This is a genomic window from Mycobacterium sp. IS-1742, from assembly GCF_001500125.1.
GTDB lineage: Bacteria > Actinomycetota > Actinomycetes > Mycobacteriales > Mycobacteriaceae > Mycobacterium.
In genome coordinates this window covers 23,315-43,409 of record NZ_LQIV01000041.1, presented here as the reverse complement: position 1 = coordinate 43,409, position 20,095 = coordinate 23,315, and the positions used below count along the sequence as shown (strand labels likewise).

Sequence of the window (20,095 nt, the reverse complement as noted above, 5' to 3'; positions counted from 1 at the left end):
AGCCCGCGTGATCGCCGACTAATCGTCGTCGCCGCCGTTGCCCTTGGTGTCCGACGCCTTGGCGGTGTCGTTGTCGCCGGAGTTGTCGCCGGCCCCGTTGTCGGTGCCGCCGTCATTCGACGCGCCGACGTTGCGGCCGCTCCGGCTGAGGTTCTCGTCGCCGGTGTCCTCGTCGTCGTGGGCGGCGGTGGTCCTCAGTGCGCTGGTGCTCAGATCCTCGTCGGGGGTGTCGGCCGTGCGGCCGGTGCTGATGCCCGGGGTCCCGGCGTAGCGGATGCCGACGTTGAAGGCGCCGACGGTGTAGTTGCCGGTGTTGAAGAATCCGACGTTGCCGACACCGTTGTTGCCGACGCCGAAGTTGAACTCACCGGTGTTGAAGAACCCCACGTTGTACGAGCCGGTGTTGCCCACGCCGAAGTTGCGCTCGCCGCCGCGGTTGTCGAATCCGACGTTGAAGTCGCCCTCGTTGTCGCCACCGATGTTGAAGTCACCGTCGTTGTCGTAGCCGATGTTGAAGTCGCCCACGTTGCCGGTGCCGATGTTGAAGTCACCGTCGTTGTCGCCGCCGATGTTGAAGTCACCGGTGTTGTTCACCCCGGCGTTGAACAGCCCCTCGTTGCCGTAGCCGAGGTTGGGGGTGCCGGTGAGCAGGCTGAGCTGGATACCCGGCCTGCCCTCGTCGGGGTCCAGGCCGCCGACGTCGGGAAGCGCGATGCGGGCGGTGTCGTCCGGTTCCGGCGCGGGTGCCACGAACGCCGCCGTGACCGATCCGGAGGCGGCCGCCGCGGAGCCCACCGTGGGCCCGTCCACCGGGGAGGCGGTGCTGGTGGCCGCCATCGGCGCGACGGTGACGTCGGCCCGGGTGGTGTCGAGAACGGGGGCGTTGGACCCGCCGACGATCAGGCCCGCGCCGGCAAGGGAGACACCGGCGATGAGATAGGAACGGGCGGAGACTTTCATGGTCACTCCTGGTGAGGTGCGCGAACAGGCGGATGGTGAACGTGAGATTCACAGCCTGCGGTAGCGACAAACGCAAGGAGTGCTGACGAGAGTCTTACGCGCCTCTCAGGGCTTGCCGCGCTACGGGGTCTGGTTGGCGACGCCGTGGCGCAGCGGCGTGTTGGCCTCGGCCGCGGTCGATTCCTGCACCCGCGAACCGCCCGCGGCGCCGCTCACCCCGGGCGCGTTGGACTGGTCACCGCCCGACGGCTCGGCGCCGCCGTGCAGTTCCTTGAGCCGGGCGTGCAGGACCTCGAGCACGGGGATGCGGTTGCCGTGCTCGGTCTCGTGGTCGAACAACGTCCGCAGCTGGGGTTCGTCGAGCGAGCGGATGCGATGCCGCAGATCGGGCAGCGCCAGCTGGTCGTAGTCCTTCAGCGGGAGTTCGTCACGGGTAGCCATACGCTACGGGTGCCCACCGGGACCGCACGATAACCAGGCGCGCGGTTGGGAAAGCGCGGTCGCCCTGGGTACCATCAAACTAGAACACGTTTCAATTCGACCCGAAGGGGAGAGCCGTGCCGTCGTCGGACATCGCGAAATGGGACCCGGCATTCACCGAACGGGTGATGGGCGTGCTGCGGCCGCTGCTCAAGACCTATCACCGCGCCGAGATGCGGGGCCTCGAAGAGTTCCCCTCCGCGGGCGGCGCGCTGGTGGTGTCGAACCACTCCGGCGGCCTGTTCGCGATGGATGTGCCCGTCTTCGCCGCGGGCTTCTACGAGCAGTTCGGCTACGACCGGCCGGTCTACACGTTGTCGCACGACCTGTTGATGACGGGGCCGACCGCCGAGTTCTTCACCAAGATCGGTTTCATCCGCGCCAACCACGAGAACGCCGACGAAGCGCTGAGCTCGGGTGGCGTGGTGATCGTCTTCCCCGGCGGCGACTACGACGTCTACCGGCCGACGCTGGCCGAGTCCAAGATCGACTTCGGCGGGCGCACCGGATACGTGCGGGCCGCGTTGAACGCAGGCGTGCCGCTGGTGCCGACGGTGTCCATCGGCGGTCAGGAGAGTCAGTTCTACCTCAGCCGCGGTGAATGGCTGGCCAGGACGATCCGGCTGGACAAGTTGCTGCGCGCCAAGATCCTGCCGATCTCGTTCGGCTTCCCGTTCGGGCTCTCGGCGGTGCTGCCGGTCAACCTGCCGCTGCCCACCAAGATCGTCACCCGGGTGCTGCCGCCCATCGACATCGTCGCGGAGTTCGGCGAGGATCCCGATGTCGACGAGGTCGACGCCCACGTCCGCCACGTCATGCAGCGCGCACTCGACGAACTGGCCGCCCAGCGTCGCTTCCCCGTGCTGGGCTGACCGCGTTTCGACCACCCGTGCACCGGCTACCCCCGGGGGACCGTTTTTTCACGTCCGAGAGAATGTGGCGAATCCCAAAGTGCGCAGAGACTTCACGATGCTCGGCGGCGTGACCCGTGCGGTGCGTAGGCCCAGGCCGCTGCTCGCCACGAGCGCTGAACTGCTCAACGCCGCCAACGCGGTACAGCCGTTGGGCCGCAAGGGTTATGTGACCATACCGACATTCGCGTTCGGCTGGCCGACCTCCGAGCTCGCACCGCTGTATCTGACCGGTTCGGTGCTCGACGCCGTCCGCCGGGGGCTGCGGGGACACTTCAGGACCCCGACCGGCCGCGCCGCGTTGGTGCTCAAAGTCCTCACCTGGGGTCTGCTGGCGCTCACCCAGCATCGAAACATCAAGTCCCAGCCGCATTTCGAGGTCGGCCTCCGTGAGGCGCTCGGCGAGGGGTACGCGTCGGTCGCGGCCGAATCCCCACCCGCGCGCCGCCGCGGCGGCATCTTCCGGACCGGATGGTCGCGCAGGCGCTACGTGGAGAAGAAGGGCACCGTGCGCTACGGCCCGCACCGGGCGAACACCGCGGACATCTGGCGCCGCAGCGACCTCCCACGCGACGGCCGCGCCCCGGTGCTGCTGCAGGTGCCCGGCGGCGCGTGGGCCATCGGGATGCGCCGCCCGCAGGCCTATCCGCTGCTCAGCCACCTCACCGAACGCGGCTGGGTCTGCGTGTCCATGGGTTACCGGATCAGCCCGCGCCACACCTGGCCGGCCCACATTGTCGACGTCAAGCGGGCGCTGGCGTGGATCCGGGAGAACATCGCCGACTACGGCGGCGACCCCGATTTCGTCGCGATCACCGGCGGATCGGCCGGCGGGCACCTGACCGCACTGGCCGCGCTGACCCAGAACGATCCGCAGTGGCAACCCGGTTTCGCCGACGCCGACACGTCGGTGCGGGCCGCGGTCCCGGTGTACGGCCGCTACGACTGGTTCTCCGGCGACGGCGAAGGCCGGCCGCAGTTCATCGCGTTCCTGCAGAAGTTCGTCGTCAAGAAGCCGTACCGGGGCAACCGTCGGGAGTACCTGGAGGCCTCGCCCATTACGAAGGTCCATCCCGACGCACCCCCGTTCTTCGTGCTGCACGGCGAGGACGACTCGATCATCCCCGTTCCGGAGGGCCGGGAGTTCGTGGAGGAACTTCGCAAGGTGTCGACGGCTCCGGTCGCGTACTCGGAGATCCCGCACGCCCAGCACGCCTTCGACTTCTTCGGTTCCCCGCGCGGGCACTACACCGCTGCGGCGATCGAACGGTTCCTGTCGTGGGTGCACGCACAGCACCGCTGACCCGCTGACCGCCCCCTACGGCGCCATGGCGGTCTCGACCACCGTCAGCTCTTCGGAAAGCCCTGCGGCCGAACGAATCTCGACGAACGCCTCGACCATGGCGTCGGTCAGCTCATGCGGGTCCTCGACGGTCGCGCCGTCAGAGAGCACGGAGATGTTGAGCTGGTCGACGTAACTCCACACGGTGATGTTGAGACCGCTGCCCGTGGTCAGCGGACCGACCGAATAGATCTCGGTCACCAGGGCCCCGCCGACGCGCCCCCGTTCGCGCGGGCCCGGCACGTTGGAGATCGGCAGGTTGAGCACCTTGTTCTGACCGTCCTTGTTGCTCAGCCACCGGAACAGCGCCTCCGCCGGCGCAGGCGGGAAGTACGACGACCACCGGCTGACCAGTTCGGGGCCGATCAGGTGGTGGCTCTCCTTGGCCGACGCCGCGGCGTTGTGGCACTCCTGCACCCGCTGCAGCGGATCCTCGATCTGGACCGGGATGCACACCAGCACACCGGTGAAGTAGTTACCCGAGATGCGCTCGGGGTTGAAGTCGAAGCTCACCGGCACGGACGCCAACAGCGGGTGGTCGGCGTGACCGTCGTAGCGCAGCAGCAGCGTCCGCAGCGCGCCGGCCGAGATGGCCAGCACCAGATCGTTGAGCGTCACGCCGAGGTGTTTGGCGGTCTGCTTGATGTCGGCGAGAGCCAGTGTGGCCGTTGCGAATTTGCGGACTCCGTCGACCTTGTGGTTCATGAACGACGGGGGCGGGGTGAACGGCCTGGTCAGCTCCGGCGACAGTTTGCGGCTGCTGCGGCGGACCCGCTGCAGACCCTGCGCGGTGTAGCGCCAGTTCGCCGGCAGCTTGCCGATCTGGCGCAGGTGGTCGCGGAACGCCGTGCGAACCAGTTCGCCACGGCTCGGCGCCGGGTCGGTCGCGTACGAGTCGCGGTCGTGCTGCGGGCCGGGCTGCAGGTCCATGCCGCGGGCCATCAGGTTGGCCGAGGCGATGCCGTCGGCGAGGGCGTGGTGGATCTTGCCGAGCACGGCGATCCTGCCGTCGGCGAGTCCCTCGATGAAGTACATCTCCCAGAGCGGTCTGCTGCGGTCCAGCGGCGTGCTGGCGATGCGGCCGACCGCTTCGTCGAGTTGCCTGCGCCCACCGGGGCTTTCGACCCGGTACGGACGGATGTGGTACTCGAGGTCGACCTCGCAGTTCTCCCGCCACATCGGATGGTGGAACTTGAACGGGATGTCGACCAGTTCGTAGCGGAACGGGTCGAGCTTGTAGAGCCGGCTGTGGATGACCTGACGGAACTCCTCGACGCCGAAGCTGCGGCCACCCAGGTCGTCGAGTTGGATCACCGCCAGCTTGAGCGTGTGCATGTGCACCGTGGGTGTCTCGCTGTACAGCAAGAACGCATCCCACCCACTGAGCCGCTTCACGTATCGCCTCCTCCTGCCCGAGGCGTCTATATAACCTCTCGCGCGCCGATCAGAGTACGGTTCTTGTGAATCTGCTTGAGGAACAGTCCGATTGCGGTGGCCATCGAACCCGTTCGGGCCCCGTCGATCATGTCGAACCCGTGTCCTGCGCCTGGCAGCTCCACATAGCTGACCACAGAGCGCGACTTCGCCCGGAGTTTCTCGACGAAGCTGCGGGCCTGCCAGACCGGGATCACGCTGTCCCCGCTGCCGTGGATCACCAGGAAGGGCGGCGCCTCCGAGTGCACCTGCGCCATCGGCGATGCCTTGCGAAACAGTTCGGGATGCCGAGAGATCTTGCGCTTCACGACGACCCGTTCGAGGAAGTCGACGAAGCGGGCACGTTCGGCGGTGGAACGGTCCTCCCAGTCGTAGCGGCCGTAGATGCCGACCACCGCGTCGACCGAGGTGTCCGAACCCTCCGGCAGCTCACACTGCATCTCCGGGTCGTTGATCGTCAGACCGGCCAGTGCGGCGAGGTGGCCACCGGCAGAAGCCCCCGCGATCGCGACGAAGTTGCGGTCACCGCCGTACTTGTCCACGTTGGCCCGAGCCCAGGCGATCGCGGTCTTGACGTCGTGGAGGTGGGCCGGCCACGGGTGGTGCGGTGCCACCCGGTAGTCGATGGACAGGCAGACCCAGCCCATCTCGGCCAGGTGCGACATCAGTGCGTAACCCTGCAGCAGGCGGCTGCCGTGCACCCACGCGCCGCCGGGGACGAACAGCAGCACCGGGGCCGGTTCGGTCGGCAGGTTCTTGGGACGCCACACGTCGAGCAACTGCGAGGGCAGCGGTCCGTAGCGCACGGAGGACTTGTGCACGTTGCGGCGGTGTTCGAAGGTCTTCCACAGCGGCGGCGCCTTCTCCGGCGCCGGCCAGTCGATCGCCAGGTCGGCGGCCGGAACCACCCCGCGCAGCGCCTGGTGGGAGACCTCGTGGGTCAGGTCGCGCTCGCGTTGGCGAACTTCGGCGTTGCCGGGGTCGAACCACGACTTGGCCGACGCCGAGAGCAGCTCGGGCATCTGGCGGTAACCCCACACCCCCATCGCCGCCAGCGCGCCGAGGGGTTCGAGATGCTTGCCGATGACCGGTAGCGAAGCCGAGGCCACGCTCATCGCGAGCATGTGATCAGCGGGCTTGGCGTTGAGCAACCACCTTGCGCGAGACCACAATGTCGGACCGGGGTACCGGGTGTCCGGTCGTACCGTCATGGCGCGACTGTACCCCTGTGGCGAATTCCCAAACGACAAGATCGTGAAGATGTCTACCCATCATTTCGACAGCGATTTTGTAACGTCGCTCACACCTGTGCTGACCGGCCCTTATGGGTTAGCGTCAGCCCGTCCGGCCCGAAAAATAAGAGGGGACGAGCTGTGCGCAAATCCGCCCTGGCGATCACCGACGACCACATCGCGCTCGCTGAATCGGCACTCGGTCAGCTCGACCGGTCCGGGTCACGGGCCGCCGCCCGGGCCACGCTCGAAAAACGGTCGTCGCACCCCGACGACCTGTGGCGGGCGGCCGCTGACCTGGGGTGGACGGGCCTGGCGGTCGCCGAACAGTACGGCGGAGCCGGCTATGGCCTCGCCGAACTGGCGATCGTGCTCGAGGCACAGGGCCGCGAACTCACCCCGGGCCCGTTCCTGCCGTCGGTGGCGGCCTCGGTGGTGCTCGACCGGTGCGCCGGCGACGACGTGCGGGCCGATCTGCTGCCCGGGCTGGCCGGCGGCGACACGGTCGCCGCGCTGGGCCTGACCGGCACCCTGACCGTCGGTGCGGACGGATCGGTCACCGGGGAGGCGCCCGCGGTGCTCGGCGCCCCCGACGCCGACCTGCTGGTCCTGGTCGCCGGGGAAGACGTCGTGCTGCTCGACGCGGCGGACGTCACCGTCACCCCGCTCGACGGGATCGACACCACCCGCAGCGTCGGCGCCGTCACCGTCGACGATGTGCGGATATCGCCCGCGCGGGTGCTGACCGGGGCCGCGCGGCGAGCGCGGACGGTGTTCCGCATCCTCGGTGCGGCCGAGGCGGCCGGGGTGGGCTGGGCGTGTCTGGACATGGCCGTCGATTACGCAAAGGTGCGCGAGCAGTTCGGCCGCACGATCGGCACCTTCCAGGCCGTCAAGCACCACGCGGCGAACATGCTCGTCGACGCGGAGCAGACCACCGCGGCGGTGTGGGACGCCGCGAGGGCCGACGACCTCGACAGCGCATGGTTCCCCGCCGCGGTCGCCGCATCGCACGCCATCCGTGCGTCGGTTTTCCTCGCGCAGAACAACATTCAGCTTCACGGCGGTATCGGCTTCACCTGGGAGCACGACGCCCACCTGTACCTGCGGCGGGCATGCTCGCTCGCCGCGCTGCTCGGCGCGGGATCCGATCCGCTGGCCGACATCGTCGACGCCCAACGCACCGGCCGGGCCCGCGGCGCCTCGTTCACACTGCCCCCCGAGGCCGAGGAGTACCGGGCGGCAGCGCGTGAGGCGGCCGCCGAGTGGCGTGCGCTGCCGGACGACCGCAGGCGTGACTTCCTGGTCGACTCCGGATATCTGGTCCCGCACTGGCCGGAACCGTGGGGGCGCGCGGCCGGGCCGCTCGAACAACTGGTCATCGAGGAGGAGTTCCGCGATGTCGACATCCCGGACATGGGGATCACCGGCTGGGTCACGCTGACCATCGCCCAGGCCGGCACCGACGACCAGCGCGCACGCTGGGTCGAACCGGTGCTGCGCGGCGAGGTGATGTGGTGTCAGCTGTTCTCCGAACCCGGCGCCGGATCCGACGCCGCGGCGGTGCGCACGGCGGCCAAGCGGGTCGAGGGCGGCTGGCGGGTCACCGGCCAGAAGGTGTGGACCAGCCTGGCGCACCTGTGCCAGTGGGGGTTGGCGACGGTGCGCACCGATCCGGAGGCGCCCAAACACGCCGGTGTGACGATGATGGCGATCGACATGTCCGCCGACGGGGTGACGGTGAACCCGCTGCGCGGCCTCACCGGTGACGCGCACTTCAACGAGGTGTTCTTCGACGACGTGTTCGTACCCGACGCCGACGTGGTCGGCGACGTCAACCGCGGATGGTTGGTGGCCCGCGCGACGCTGGGCAACGAACGGATCTCCATCGGGGGCGGCTCCGGGGCGCCGACCGGCTTCTCGGCCGACGACCTGGTGACGCTGCTCGACAGCGCACCCGCCGATGTCGCCGCCGCGCACGTGCTCCGCGCCGGGGCGGTGATCGCCGAGGCGCATACGCTGCGGCTGCTCAACCTCCGCCGCGCCAGCCGGGCGATCGCCGGGGCCGAACCCGGCCCGGAGGGCAACGTCACCAAGCTGTTGGTGGCCGAACAGTGCCAGCGGCAGACCGAACTCGGCATGGAGCTGGCCGGGACTGCCGCCGTGGTCAGCCAGACCCCGTTGCTGACCCGCGCCTACCTGGGCAACCGCGCGATGACCGTCGCAGGCGGTACGTCGGAGATCACCCGGAACACGATCGCCGAGCGGATCCTCGGGTTGCCGCGCGATCCGCTGCTCAAGTAACTCGGCGGTTGAAACTGATTGCGTGCGGTATTACTGGTCAGGTGGTGAACACCGACTTCCATCCCGACCTGCGCAAGGTCGCCCGCTACATCCCCCGGCAGGTGGTCACCCCGGTGACACTTCCGGTGATGCGGATGGTGACTCGGTTGCAGGGCAAGCGCACACCCAAGGACATCGAGGAGCTCACGCTGCCCTCGGGGGTTCGGGTCCGGCTGTTCCGGCCGGCGGGGGTGCCCCTCCCGGCACCCGCGTTGCTGTGGATCCACGGCGGCGGATACGTCATCGGCACGGCCGCCCAGGACGACGAACTGTGCCGCCGGTTCTGCCGCGAACTCGGCATCACCGTCGCATCGGTCGATTACCGGCTGGCGCCCGAGCATCCGTACCCCACGCCGGTCGAGGACTGTTACGCCGCGCTGACGTGGTTGGCCCGGCTGCCGTCGGTGGACCCGCAGCGGGTGGCGATCGGCGGGGCCAGCGCGGGCGGCGGGCTGGCCGCCTCACTCGCGCTGCTCACCCGCGACCGCGGCGAGATCGACCCGGTGGCACAGCTTCTGGTGTATCCGATGGTCGACGACCGGACCGTCGAGCGCCACGGCCTCGACAGTCCGGGACACCGGCTGTGGAACCAGGCCAGCAACCGGTTCGGCTGGGCGGCCTACCTCGGTGACGCCGATCCCGACGTCGCGGTGCCCGCCCGCCGGGAGGATCTGGCGGGCCTGCCGCCGGCGTGGGTGGGTGTCGGCACCCTGGACCTGTTCCACGACGAGGATCTGGCGTACGCCGAGCGGTTACGGGCCGCCGGCGTGCCGTGCCAGGTCGAGGTGGTCCAGGGCGCCTTCCACGGATTCGACGGGGTCCTGCCGAAGGCCGACGTGTCGCGGGCGTTCTTCCGGAGCCAGTGCGACACCCTCCGGCAGGCCTTCACCGAGGATCAGTCACGAACCTCGCTGTCGTCGTAGACGATTCGTCCGATCAGCTCGTAGCGGCGAGCGTCGCGGTACTTGAAGTACGTGGCGAGCGCCGCGCCGATCACGAAGACCGACACCACGATCCACGGCGTGAGCGTGAACAGCAGCGTGCCCGACGCCGTACCCGCCGCCGACTCCTTGTGCTCCCACAGCAGATACACCACGTAGAGCATGCCGACGCCGCCCATCAGCGGGGCCAGGAACGTCTTGAACCAGTGCGCGCTGGAGGGGTGTTCCTTGTGGAAGTGGAAGTAGGCGATCACCGCGAACGCGCACAGCGACTGCACGATCAGGATGGCCATGGTGCCCAGAATCGCCAGCAGCGTGTACATGTGCACGTACGGATCCATCCCCGCCGCGAAGAAGGCCAGGATCAGCACCAGGGCGATACCGCTCTGCACGAACGACGCGATGTACGGCGACCCGTGCTTGTGGTGGGTCGCGCCCAGGGTCTTCTGCAGACCACTCGACAGTCCTTCGCGCCCGAGTGCGTACAGGTAGCGCGACGCGCAGTTGTGGAACGCCATACCGCAGGCGAACGAACCGGTCACCAGCAGGATGTTGAACAGCGTGATCGCCCACTCGCCGTAAGTGGTTCGGACCGGGCCGAAGAAGATCTCCGACGACGTGTCCGCGTTCTGGGCCAACTCGAGCGCCTTCGCCGGCCCGGTGCCCGCGATCGCCATCCACGACACGAACACGTAGAACAGGCCGACGCCGAGAACGGCGATCATGGTGGCGCGCGGGATGATCCGCTTGGGGTCCTTGGACTCCTCGCCGTACATCGCGGTCGACTCGAAGCCGACCCACGACCAGAACGCGAAGAACAGGCCCAGTCCCGCGCTGGCGCCGGCGATGGCCGCCGGGGTGAACGCGCCGATCGGGTTCAGCGTCTCGGCCACGACGAAGCCCTCCGGCCCGCCCCCCTTGACCAGCACCGCCACCGCGCCGAGGGCGAGCATGACGATCTCGGTCACCAGGAAGACACCGAGCACCTTCGCCGTCAGGTTGACGTCGAAGTAGGTCAGGATCGCGTTGAGCGCCAACATCAGCAGCGCCGGGATGATCCAGTGGATGTCGATGCCGAACTGCGACGACAGGAAGTTCTTGAAGAAGAACGCGAAGATGCCGATCAGCGACGCCTCGAAGACGATGTAGGCCATCGTGATGAGCAGGCCGCTGGCCATCCCGACGATACGGCCCAGCCCGTGTGAGATGTAGCCGTAGAACGCGCCGGTGGCGGTGATGTGCTTGGCCATGGTCGCGTAGCCGATCGCGAACAGCCCGAGCACGATCGTCGCGACCAGGTAGCCGGCGGGGGCGTGGGAACCGTTTCCGAAGCCGACGGCGATCGGGACGTTGCCGACCATTGCGGTGATCGGCGCGGCGGTGGCGACCGCCATGAAGATCACGCCGAGGGTGCCCACGGCGTTGCGCTTCAATCGCTGAACGCCCTGAACTGGGGTTTTCTTTGGTGTAACGGCTTGATCCGCCATATACGGGATGCCTTCCTGCTTGCCAAGGGGAGGCCTGTGTGGCCTGAGCCACATCGGGACCGCTACGTATATTGGCACTACCAATAGGTCCCCGCAACCGGAAGAGCGAACCATTGACATAAATGGTTGCGACCTTTTACGGTGGGCCGCGTGTACGACTACGGCACGTTCTCGTTCGAGTCCAAGACTCAGGTGCTGGACCGGGCGAAGACGTTCTGGAATCCGGACAAGACGCAGTTCTGGACCGACGCCGGCGTCGATCTGGTCATCGACCGCAGGCAGGACTACTTCCTGTGGGACATGAGCGGTCGCCGGCTCATCGACATGCACCTCAACGGCGGCACCTACAACCTGGGTCATCGCAATCCCGAGGTGATGCAGGCTGTTTCGCAGGGCATGGAGATCTTCGACGTCGGAAACCACCACTTCCCCTCGGTGGCCCGCACGGCGCTGGCCCAGCGCCTCGTGGAGACCGCGCCCGATTCGATCAAGAAGGTGGCGTTCGGCTCCGGCGGCGGTGAGGCGATCGACATCGCGCTCAAGAGCGCCCGCCACGCCACCGGACGCCGCAAGATCGTCTCGATCATCAAGGCCTACCACGGCCACACCGGCCTGGCCGTGGCGACGGGCGACGAGCGGTTCGCCAAACTGTTCCTCTCCGACCGGCCCGACGAGTTCATCCAGGTGCCGTTCGGCGACGTCGCCGCGATGGAGCAGGCACTGCGCGGCAACGACGTCGCCGCGGTGATCATGGAGACCATCCCCGCGACGTACGGATTCCCGCTCCCCCCACCGGGTTACCTCGAGGCGGTCCACGCCCTGACCCAGAGGTACGGGTCGCTCTACATCGCCGACGAAGTCCAGACCGGGCTGATGCGCACCGGTGAGCTGTGGGCGATCACCAAACACGGCATCGAACCCGACATCCTGGTCACCGGTAAGGGACTGTCCGGCGGTGTCTACCCGATCACCGCCGCACTACTCGGCGACCGGGCCGCCCAATGGCTCGACCAGGACGGGTTCGCCCACATCTCGACCTTCGGCGGCGCCGAACTGGGGTGTGTCGCGGCGATCAAGACCCTCGAGATCACCACCCGACCCGAGGTGCGCTCGATGGTGCACTACATCGCCGACATCTTCGACACCGGACTGCGCCGCATCCAGGCCGACCACCCGGACTGGTTCATCGGGATCCGGCAGAACGGCGTGGTGATCGGGCTGGAGTTCGACCACCCCGAGGGCGCCAAGTTCGTGATGCGCGAACTCTACGAGAACGGCGTGTGGGCGATCTTCTCCACACTGGATCCCCGTGTGCTGCAGTTCAAACCGGGTCTGCTGCTGGGCCGCGATCTGTGCGAGGACGTGCTGGACCGGCTCGAGGTCGCGGTGGGCCGGGCGAAGACCGCAGCCAGGAAGGGACGACCGTGACCAGCTTCGCTTCAGCGGGCCACATGCTCGAACGCGCCCGGTGGGCCGCCCGCGCCTACGCCGACTACGACCAGGCCGCCGTCGCGGCCATCACCACCGCGGTGGCCGACGCCGCGTACGGCGCCGCCGAACGGTTCGCCGCGGACGCCGTCGCCGAGACCGGGATGGGCGTCGTCGCGGACAAGGTGCTCAAGAACCAAGCCTGCTCACGCGGCATCGTGGACTTCTACCGGGGTCAGGACTTCGTCTCGCCACGGGTGGACGCGGTCGACAAGATCGTCGAGATCCCGCGGCCCGCAGGCGTCGTGCTGGCCCTGGCCCCGACGACCAACCCCGTCTCCACGGTGTACTTCAAGGTGCTGCTGGCGCTGATGACGCGCAACGCCGTCGTCGTCGCGCCCCATCCGCGGGCCAAACGCTGTTCGGCGGACGCCGCCCGCCTGCTCGCCGACGCGGCCGTCGCAGCGGGCGCCCCTGACGGCATCGTCCAGGTGGTCGAGGAACCGTCGATCCCGCTCGTCGAGGCATTGATGGCCGACGAGCGCACCGACGTCATCGTCGCCACCGGCGGCACCGGTGTGGTGCGCGCCGCGTACTCGTCGGGCACCCCGGCACTCGGCGTCGGACCCGGCAACGTCCCCGTTCTCGTCGACGCCACCGCGGACATCACCGCGGCCGCCCGGCGCATCGTCGACAGCAAGGCCTTCGACAACTCGGTGCTGTGCACCAACGAGTCGGTGCTGATCGCCGAGGAGTCGATCGCGGATGCGCTGCGCTCGGCGATGACCCGTGCCGGTGCGCACATCCTCGACGCCGACGCCACAGATCGCCTGCGCGCCTACATGTTCGCCGACGGCCACCTCAACACCGATGTCGTCGGCCGCGACGCCGCGTGGATCGCCGCGCAGGCCGGTATCCGGGTCACCCCGAAGACCCGCGTTCTCGTCGCACCGTTCGGGCAGGTCATCGGTGAAGAGATGCTCGCCCACGAGAAGCTCTCCCCGGTCATCGGGATGACCACCGTGCCCGACGCGGCGCGCGGTGTCCGCGCGGCCCGGGCAGTGGTGCGCATCGGCGGAGCCGGCCACTCGGCGGCGATCCACAGCGAGGACGCCTCGGTCATCACCGAATTCGCCACGCAGGTGCCGGTGCTGCGGGTGTCGGTCAACGTCGGTAACAGCACCGGCAGCTCGGGGCTCGAGACCAACCTGGCGCCGTCGATGACGATCGGCACCGGCTTCGTCGGCCGCAGCTCCATCGGGGAGAACCTGCGCCCCGACAACCTGATCAACTGGGCCCGCATCGCCTACAACAGCGCTCCCGGGGTGGCCATGCCCAGCTTCGCCGGTATCGACCCGTGGCGGTCGCCCGCGGGTCCGGTCCCCGAATACCCCCGGGCGTCCAACGATCGCGACACACCCCGGACGGCACCGTCCCGCGGCGGCCAGGCGGTGCGCCGCGCGGCCGACCCGAGCATCGAGGCCCTGCGGGCCGAGTTGCGGGCGCTGGTCGTCGAAGAGCTCGCACAACTGATCAAGAGGTGAGTCGTGGCTGAACTGCGTTCCTTCATCTTCATCGACCGGCTCCAGCCGCAGACGATGTCGTACCTGGGCACCTGGATCAAGGGTGCGCTGCCGCGCGCCGACATGGCCGCCCAGATCATCGAGGTCGCCCCCGGCCTGGACATCGAGGGCATCACCGACGTCGCGCTCAAGCATGCCGAGGTCAAGGCCGGGATCCTGGTCGTGGAGCGGCAGTTCGGCTATCTCGAGTTCCACGGTGAGACCGGTGCGGTCAAGGCGGCCGCCGACGCCGCGCTCGAATCCCTGGACCAGGACGCCGATTCCGCGGTGCGGCCCACGATCCTGGCCTCGCGCATCATCTCGAGCATCGACCACCAGCACGCGTTCCTGATCAACCGCAACAAGATCGGTTCGATGGTGCTCGCCGGCGAATCCCTGTTCGTCCTCGAGGTCGCCCCGGCCTCGTACGCGATCCTGGCGACCAACGAAGCCGAGAAGGCCGCCGACATCAAGGTCGTCGACTTCCGGATGATCGGCGCCACCGGCCGGGTCTACCTGTCGGGCACCGAGGCCGACATCCGCCAGGCCGCCGAGGCCGCCCGGGACGCCCTCGCCAGGAGCACCGCGTGAGCACGATCGACCGTGCCGAATTGCGTTCTCTCGTAAGGGAGGTCGTCCGCGAGGCGGTCAAGGACCTGGCCGGGAAGAACGGCGGGGCGCCCGCACCGGCGCCCCCGCCCGTGCAGGCGCCCCCGCCCGCGCCGGCGTCCCCGCCCGTGCAGACGGTGGCCGAGCAGATCGGCGTCACGCCCACCGGCCCGCTGGCCGCCGACGGTAAGCATCGGACCGAGTCGGTGCGCCTGACCACCGACCGCGACCTGGACGCCTTCGTCCGCGCCCTGCTCAAACTGTTCGAGAACCCCAAGAGCCGGGCCGATCTGAAAGCGGGCCGGCTGAGCTTCCGGCTGGCCGGCGCCACCACGGGTGGCCGGGGCCAGACCCAGCGCATCGACAGCGGCGCCGTCACCGAACGGCACATCGCCGACCTCGCCACCGCAGGCGCCTCCCTGGTGCTCGGACCCCGCGCGGTGCTCACGCCGTTGGCGCGCGAGAAGGCCAGGGCACTCGGGGTGTCCATCGAGAAGGAGAAGCGCAGATGATCGCCGCGACCGTGACCGGAAACGTGTGGTCCACCCGCCGGATCGACGGCATTCCCGCGGGCGCCTTCCTCGAAGTCGAGGTCGACGGCTCCGGCAGCCGGATGATCGCGTTCGACGTGCTCGGCAGCGGGTTGGGCGAACGGGTGCTGATCGCCCAGGGTTCGGTGGCCGCCAACTGGTTCACCGGCACCCCACCGCCCGTCGACGCACTGATCATCGGCTCCATCGACGACCCCGGCTCCGCGGAAGCGCGCTGACGGACACCACGAGATCGACAAGAGATACAGGAGAGAAACAATGCCCAGCAACGCAATCGGTCTCATCGAGACCAAGGGCTACGTGGCGGCGCTCGCCGCGGCCGACGCGATGGTGAAGGCGGCCAACGTCAGCATCACCGACCGGCAGCAGGTCGGCGACGGCCTCGTCGCGGTCATCGTCACCGGTGAGGTCGGCGCGGTCAAGGCCGCCACCGAAGCCGGCGCCGAGGCGGCGTCGCAGGTCGGCGAGCTCGTCAGCGTCCACGTCATCCCGCGGCCGCACAGCGAACTCGGCGCACACTTCGCCGTCAACGCTCAGTAACCCCACTGCCGCACGCTCTCGGCACCATCTCGAAGGAAGTGACGGCCATGCCCGCGACGGCATCGGGGACGCGCACCGACATCCGCGTGTACCTGCTGGTGGAGGATCTGCAACGGCAGTTCGCCGCCTATCTCGGCACGCCGACCCGCGCCAGGGGATACCCGCCCTACGAAGGTGAGCACGCGCTCATCGTCGAGGTGTCCCCGGCGCTGGCCATCGAGCGGGTGATCGACCTCGCGCTGCGCGAGGTGCCGGGCATCCAGCCCGGAATCCTCTACGTGGAGCGGCAGTTCGGGGTGCTGGAGATCCACTCGGCCAGCCTGTCCGACGTCCGCCGGGCCGGGGAAGCGATCCTCACCGGAACCGGCAACAAGGCCAGCGACCAACTGCGGCCCCGGGTGCTCTATCACGACATCATCGAGAACATCACCGATCAGCACGCGGTGATCCTCAACCGCAATCGGCAGGCGTCGATGATCCTGCCCGGTCAGTCGCTGCTGGTCTACGAGATGACCCCGGCCCTGTTCGCGGCCGTGGCCGCGAACGAGGCCGAACGGGCCGCACCGGGCCTTACGGTGGTCGACGTGCAGATGATCGGTGCGGCCGGCCGCCTCTACATCGGCGGTTCGGTCAAGGATGTGACCACCGCGCGTGACCGCATCACCTCGGTGCTCGCCGCGATCGAAGGACGCGATCACTGATGGGTGAGGTCATCGCCGACGACGTCGAGGTCGCCGAGCGGGCGCTGGCCGATTACGACCTGCCGGCGAACTCGACCCTGCGGCTGCTGAACCTGTCGGAGAACGCCACCTACCTCGTCGAGTGCGCCGACGACCAGAGTTGCTCGATCCTGCGGGTGCACCGGCAGAACTACCACCGCCCACACGAGATCGAGTCCGAACTCGACTGGCTCGAAGCACTGCGCCGCGACAGCGACGTCACGGTCCCGACCGTGCTGCCCACCCGGGACGGCAGGCGCGTCGTGACCGTCGACCACAACGGGACAGCCCGGCACGTCGTGCATTTCGGCATGGTGGGCGGCGCCGAACCCGACGAGGGGTCGGTGACGCTGGAGGACTTCCGCACGCTCGGCGCGATCACCGCGGCTCTGCACGACCACTCCCGGTCCTGGACCCGGCCGCCCGGGTTCGGGCGCTTCGCCTGGGACTGGGAGCACTGCCTGGGGTCACGACCCCGCTGGGGACGTTGGCATGACGCCGAAGGCGTCGGCTCCGAGGAACGGCATCTGCTCGAACGCGCCCAGGAACTGCTGCGGCAGCGTCTGGCCGAGTACGGCAGCGGACCGGACCGCTACGGGCTGATCCACGCCGACCTGCGGTTGGCCAATCTGCTGGTCGACCCGCCCACGATCACGGTCATCGACTTCGACGACTGCGGGTTCGGTTGGTTCTTCTACGATTTCGGCACCGCGGTGTCGTTCATCGAGGACGATCCGGCGCTGCCCGAGTGGCAGGCATCCTGGGTGGAGGGCTATCGCAGCAGGCGCCCGATGACCACCGCGGACGAGGACATGCTGGCCTCGTTCGTGTTCCTGCGGCGGCTGCTGCTGCTGGCCTGGATGGGCACCCACAGCCACTCCAGGGAATCCAAGACCAAGGCCATCAGCTACGCCGCCGGCAGTTGCGCGCTCGCCGAACGCTATCTGAGCACCAACGGCCGACGACTCGCCTGACCCATCACCTTCTCCCCACCCCGCGACCCATAGGACCCCCATATGTTCACTTCACTGCAGGGCCGCTCCGCGATCGTCACCGGCGGCAGCAAGGGCATCGGCCGAGGAATCGCCGAGGTCTTCGCCGACGCCGGTGTCGACGTGCTGATCACCGGACGCAACCAGGCCGACATCGACACGACGGTCGCCGATCTGTCCGGTAAGCCGAGGAAGGTCAGCGGGCTGGCCGCCGACGTCGCGGACCCCGCCGACTGCCGACGCGTGGTCGACACCGCCGTCGAGCGCCACGGTGGGCTGGACATCGTCTGCGCCAACGCCGGCATCTTCCCGTCCGGTCGGCTCGAAGAACTCACCCCCGAGGACATCGAGCAGGTGCTCTCGGTGAACTTCAAGGGCACCGTCTACATCGTGCAGGCCGCGCTGTCGGCGCTGGCGGCAGGCGGGCGCGGGCGCGTCATCGTCACCTCGTCGATCACCGGACCGGTCACCGGATACCCCGGCTGGTCGCACTACGGGGCGAGCAAGTCCGCGCAGCTCGGCTTTATCCGTACCGCCGCAATGGAACTGGCGCCCAAGCGGATCACCATCAACGCGGTGCTGCCGGGCAACATCATCACCGAGGGCCTGGTCGACATGGGCGAGGACTACATGAACCAGATGGCCGCCGCGATCCCCGCGGGGCGCCTGGGCAGTGTCGCCGACATCGGCAACGCCGCGCTGTTCTTCGCCACCGACGAGGCCGGCTACATCACCGGCCAGAGCCTCATCGTCGACGGCGGGCAGATCCTGCCCGAGTCCCATCAGGCGATCGCCGAGTTGTAACCGTCCCGGCCGACGGGGGCCGCTAGAATTGGTTCTACCAATTCGTTTCGACATCACCTCGACATTGGGAGGTCAGCCGGTGCCGACGCACAGCGAGGAGTTGCGGCGCCGGATCGTGGCCGACATCAACGCCGGCGTCCCCGGCGCCAAGCTGGGCAGCGAACGCGATCTGGCCGACCGCTACGGGACCAGCCGGTCGAGCCTGCGGCAGGTGCTGGCCGCCCTGGAAGAGGCCGGCATGGTGCACCGGGTGATCGGGCGCGCGGGCGGGATCTTCATCAGCCACGGCCAGGTAGAGCGCAACCTCGCCGACGTCGTCGGGGTTCCGGCGTTCCTGGCCAACCAGGGATACGTCGCGGGCACCCGGGTGCTGTCGACGAAGATCGCGGCGGTCGACGGCGCCACCCAGGCCGCCCTGCGGCTGCAGCCCACCGACTTCGTGGTGGAGATCCAACGGCTCCGGCTGGCCGACGGGTCACCGATCTCCTTGGAACTCGCCCAGTTTCCTGCCGAGGCGTTCCCCGGGCTGCTCGAACAGCAACTCGGCGGCTCGATCTACGAGGTCCTCGAGAACCGCTACGGCCTGGTGCCGGGCCGGGCGGACGAGCGGATCGAGGCGGTCAACGCCACCACGACGGAGGCGTCGCTGCTCGGGGTGAAGCCGAAATCCGCGCTGCTGCTGATCACCCGGGTCACCTACGACAGCGCCGGCACGCCGTGCGAGTTCTCCCGCGACCTGTTCCGCGGTGACCGCATCTACCTCGCCGTCACGGCGCAGGGCAGGGGCATCGGCAAGGGGCTCGGCAACGGCCCCGACGCCAACACCGCGTCGGTGAAACTCCAGAGCCAGCTCGCCGTCTAACCCTGCCCGGTCGCCTTCATCAGCTGCTCGGAGACCATGGCCAGCACCGGCCGCGGGGCGATCCGGTAGCCGAGCGCGAGGATGCGGTTGTGCAGACCGGACACCACCGTCGGGAACGGGCGGTCGAGCGCCTTGAGCGCCGTGTCCACCACCTGCGCCGAACTCTGACGGCCGCGCGTCATGAAACTCTTGCCCGTGCGGTCGAAGAACTCCGTCTCGGTGGCGCCCGGGCACAGCGTCAACACCTTGACGCCCGACCCGCGCGTCTCCTGCCACAGCGCCTCGGAGAACGACAGCACGAACGCCTTGGTCGCGCCGTAGACCGCCATGCTGGGTACGGGCTGGAAGCCGGCGGTCGACCCGACGTTGAGCACGACCCCGCGTCCGGCGGCGATCATCGCCGGCAGGAAGTGGCCGGTCAGTTCGACCAGGGTGACGCAGTTGAGCTGGATCTGGGCGGCGTTGGCGGCCGGGTCCTGGTCGGCGAAGCTGCCGTGCAGGCCGATGCCGGCGTTGTTGATCAACACGTCGACGCGACGCCCGAGGGCGTCGACCTGCTGGACGAGCGAGGCGGCCGCCCCGGGCACCCCAAGGTCGGCCGACAGGACGTCGACGTCGATCCCGGGGTGGCGCTCGCGCAGCCTGGTGCGCAATTCCTCGAGCCGATCGGTGCGCCGGGCGACGAGGATCAGATTGGTGCCGTCCGCGGCGAGTCGGGTGGCGAATTCCTCGCCGATCCCGCCGCTGGCGCCGGTCACGAGTGCGGTGTATCCGGTGAGTTTCATCGTTGAACCTTCATTGGTCCAACGTAACCACCCGCGCGGACCGACCGTCGTATCGTCGGGCACATGGAGGATCTCGAATTCCGGGTCCTCGACGCACACGGCTCAACGAGGAG

General features: G+C 68.7%; 20 protein-coding genes. 14 read left to right on the top strand and 6 right to left on the bottom strand.

Annotation, left to right across the window (positions count from 1 at the left end):
* Positions 1-18: 18 nt before the first annotated feature.
* Positions 19-960, bottom strand: a complete 942-nt coding sequence (locus AU196_RS19490; RefSeq protein WP_059096713.1) for a pentapeptide repeat-containing protein — start codon at positions 958-960, stop codon at positions 19-21.
* A gap of 120 nt (positions 961-1,080) precedes the next feature.
* Positions 1,081-1,401, bottom strand: a complete 321-nt coding sequence (locus AU196_RS25645) for a DUF8129 domain-containing protein (RefSeq protein WP_059096712.1) — start codon at positions 1,399-1,401, stop codon at positions 1,081-1,083.
* Positions 1,402-1,568: 167 nt separating this feature from the next.
* On the opposite strand from AU196_RS25645, the gene AU196_RS19480 reads away from it, so the two are divergent.
* Entirely contained in the window at positions 1,569-2,312 is a 744-nt protein-coding gene (locus tag AU196_RS19480; RefSeq protein ID WP_059096903.1) for a lysophospholipid acyltransferase family protein, read from the top strand.
* A gap of 97 nt (positions 2,313-2,409) precedes the next feature.
* Positions 2,410-3,654, top strand: coding sequence for an alpha/beta hydrolase (locus tag AU196_RS19475; protein ID WP_059096902.1), 1,245 nt, complete (start codon positions 2,410-2,412; stop codon positions 3,652-3,654).
* A 15-nt stretch (positions 3,655-3,669) separates the two neighbouring features.
* On the opposite strand, the gene AU196_RS19470 is transcribed toward AU196_RS19475, so the two are convergent.
* The gene (locus AU196_RS19470; protein ID WP_059096711.1) at positions 3,670-5,088 is read right to left on the bottom strand and encodes a WS/DGAT/MGAT family O-acyltransferase; all 1,419 of its coding nucleotides are present in this window, start codon (positions 5,086-5,088) and stop codon (positions 3,670-3,672) included.
* Between the two features lie 26 nt (positions 5,089-5,114).
* The gene (locus tag AU196_RS19465; RefSeq protein WP_059096710.1) at positions 5,115-6,338 is read right to left on the bottom strand and encodes an alpha/beta hydrolase; all 1,224 of its coding nucleotides are present in this window, start codon (positions 6,336-6,338) and stop codon (positions 5,115-5,117) included.
* Positions 6,339-6,500: 162 nt separating this feature from the next.
* On the opposite strand from AU196_RS19465, the gene AU196_RS19460 reads away from it, so the two are divergent.
* The gene (locus AU196_RS19460) at positions 6,501-8,663 is read left to right on the top strand and encodes an acyl-CoA dehydrogenase family protein (protein ID WP_059096709.1); all 2,163 of its coding nucleotides are present in this window, start codon (positions 6,501-6,503) and stop codon (positions 8,661-8,663) included.
* 41 nt (positions 8,664-8,704) lie between these two features.
* Positions 8,705-9,625 carry an alpha/beta hydrolase gene (locus tag AU196_RS19455; RefSeq protein WP_059096708.1) on the top strand — a complete coding sequence of 307 codons (921 nt, stop codon included), beginning with the start codon at positions 8,705-8,707 and terminating at the stop codon, positions 9,623-9,625.
* Here the strand turns inward: AU196_RS19455 and AU196_RS19450 are convergent.
* Positions 9,598-11,130, bottom strand: coding sequence for an APC family permease (locus tag AU196_RS19450; protein ID WP_059096707.1), 1,533 nt, complete (start codon positions 11,128-11,130; stop codon positions 9,598-9,600). The two genes, AU196_RS19455 and AU196_RS19450, sit on opposite strands and share 28 nt — an antisense overlap.
* 150 nt (positions 11,131-11,280) lie before the next feature.
* Between AU196_RS19450 and AU196_RS19445 the strand changes: the two genes are divergently transcribed.
* From AU196_RS19445 to AU196_RS19400, 10 genes are all read left to right on the top strand, one after another.
* On the top strand, positions 11,281-12,558 hold the full coding sequence (locus AU196_RS19445) for a class-III pyridoxal-phosphate-dependent aminotransferase (protein WP_059096901.1): 1,278 nt from the start codon (positions 11,281-11,283) through the stop codon (positions 12,556-12,558).
* A 23-nt stretch (positions 12,559-12,581) separates the two neighbouring features.
* On the top strand, positions 12,582-14,102 hold the full coding sequence (locus tag AU196_RS19440; RefSeq protein WP_059096706.1) for an aldehyde dehydrogenase family protein: 1,521 nt from the start codon (positions 12,582-12,584) through the stop codon (positions 14,100-14,102).
* A gap of 3 nt (positions 14,103-14,105) precedes the next feature.
* The gene (locus AU196_RS19435; RefSeq protein WP_059096705.1) at positions 14,106-14,711 is read left to right on the top strand and encodes a BMC domain-containing protein; all 606 of its coding nucleotides are present in this window, start codon (positions 14,106-14,108) and stop codon (positions 14,709-14,711) included.
* Positions 14,708-15,241: a hypothetical protein gene (locus AU196_RS19430; protein ID WP_059096704.1), complete on the top strand. Its 534-nt coding sequence runs from the start codon at positions 14,708-14,710 to the stop codon at positions 15,239-15,241. The genes AU196_RS19435 and AU196_RS19430 overlap by 4 nt, the downstream gene beginning before the upstream one ends.
* Positions 15,238-15,498 carry a EutN/CcmL family microcompartment protein gene (locus AU196_RS19425; protein WP_059096703.1) on the top strand — a complete coding sequence of 87 codons (261 nt, stop codon included), beginning with the start codon at positions 15,238-15,240 and terminating at the stop codon, positions 15,496-15,498. The genes AU196_RS19430 and AU196_RS19425 overlap by 4 nt, the downstream gene beginning before the upstream one ends.
* A gap of 40 nt (positions 15,499-15,538) precedes the next feature.
* On the top strand, positions 15,539-15,820 hold the full coding sequence (locus AU196_RS19420) for a BMC domain-containing protein (RefSeq protein ID WP_059096702.1): 282 nt from the start codon (positions 15,539-15,541) through the stop codon (positions 15,818-15,820).
* A gap of 47 nt (positions 15,821-15,867) precedes the next feature.
* On the top strand, positions 15,868-16,521 hold the full coding sequence (locus AU196_RS19415) for a hypothetical protein (RefSeq protein ID WP_059096900.1): 654 nt from the start codon (positions 15,868-15,870) through the stop codon (positions 16,519-16,521).
* Complete coding sequence (locus tag AU196_RS19410; protein WP_059096701.1) at positions 16,521-17,513, top strand: phosphotransferase enzyme family protein; 993 nt, start codon at positions 16,521-16,523, stop codon at positions 17,511-17,513. Before AU196_RS19415 ends, AU196_RS19410 begins: the two co-directional genes overlap by 1 nt.
* Before the next feature lie 42 nt (positions 17,514-17,555).
* Complete coding sequence (gene fabG, locus AU196_RS19405; protein ID WP_059096700.1) at positions 17,556-18,335, top strand: 3-oxoacyl-ACP reductase FabG; 780 nt, start codon at positions 17,556-17,558, stop codon at positions 18,333-18,335.
* Between the two features lie 79 nt (positions 18,336-18,414).
* A complete protein-coding gene (locus tag AU196_RS19400) occupies positions 18,415-19,197 on the top strand; it encodes a GntR family transcriptional regulator (RefSeq protein ID WP_059096699.1) in 783 nt (260 codons plus the stop codon).
* On the opposite strand, the gene AU196_RS19395 is transcribed toward AU196_RS19400, so the two are convergent.
* A complete protein-coding gene (locus AU196_RS19395; protein WP_059096698.1) occupies positions 19,194-19,982 on the bottom strand; it encodes an SDR family NAD(P)-dependent oxidoreductase in 789 nt (262 codons plus the stop codon). The two genes, AU196_RS19400 and AU196_RS19395, sit on opposite strands and share 4 nt — an antisense overlap.
* Between the last annotated feature and the right edge of the window lie 113 nt (positions 19,983-20,095).

Bases quoted from the DNA above. Each gene is read 5' to 3' on its own strand.
- AU196_RS19490 (WP_059096713.1), bottom strand. From the start codon at position 960: ATGAAAGTCTCCGCCCGTTCCTATCTCATCGCCGGTGTCTCCCTTGCC.
- AU196_RS25645 (WP_059096712.1), bottom strand. From the start codon at position 1,401: ATGGCTACCCGTGACGAACTCCCGCTGAAGGACTACGACCAGCTGGCG.
- AU196_RS19480 (WP_059096903.1), top strand. From the start codon at position 1,569: ATGGGCGTGCTGCGGCCGCTGCTCAAGACCTATCACCGCGCCGAGATG.
- AU196_RS19475 (WP_059096902.1), top strand. From the start codon at position 2,410: ATGCTCGGCGGCGTGACCCGTGCGGTGCGTAGGCCCAGGCCGCTGCTC.
- AU196_RS19465 (WP_059096710.1), bottom strand. From the start codon at position 6,338: ATGACGGTACGACCGGACACCCGGTACCCCGGTCCGACATTGTGGTCT.
- AU196_RS19450 (WP_059096707.1), bottom strand. From the start codon at position 11,130: ATGGCGGATCAAGCCGTTACACCAAAGAAAACCCCAGTTCAGGGCGTT.
- AU196_RS19440 (WP_059096706.1), top strand. From the start codon at position 12,582: ATGCTCGAACGCGCCCGGTGGGCCGCCCGCGCCTACGCCGACTACGAC.
- AU196_RS19425 (WP_059096703.1), top strand. From the start codon at position 15,238: ATGATCGCCGCGACCGTGACCGGAAACGTGTGGTCCACCCGCCGGATC.
- AU196_RS19420 (WP_059096702.1), top strand. From the start codon at position 15,539: ATGCCCAGCAACGCAATCGGTCTCATCGAGACCAAGGGCTACGTGGCG.
- AU196_RS19415 (WP_059096900.1), top strand. From the start codon at position 15,868: ATGCCCGCGACGGCATCGGGGACGCGCACCGACATCCGCGTGTACCTG.
- AU196_RS19410 (WP_059096701.1), top strand. From the start codon at position 16,521: ATGGGTGAGGTCATCGCCGACGACGTCGAGGTCGCCGAGCGGGCGCTG.
- fabG (WP_059096700.1), top strand. From the start codon at position 17,556: ATGTTCACTTCACTGCAGGGCCGCTCCGCGATCGTCACCGGCGGCAGC.
- AU196_RS19395 (WP_059096698.1), bottom strand. From the start codon at position 19,982: ATGAAACTCACCGGATACACCGCACTCGTGACCGGCGCCAGCGGCGGG.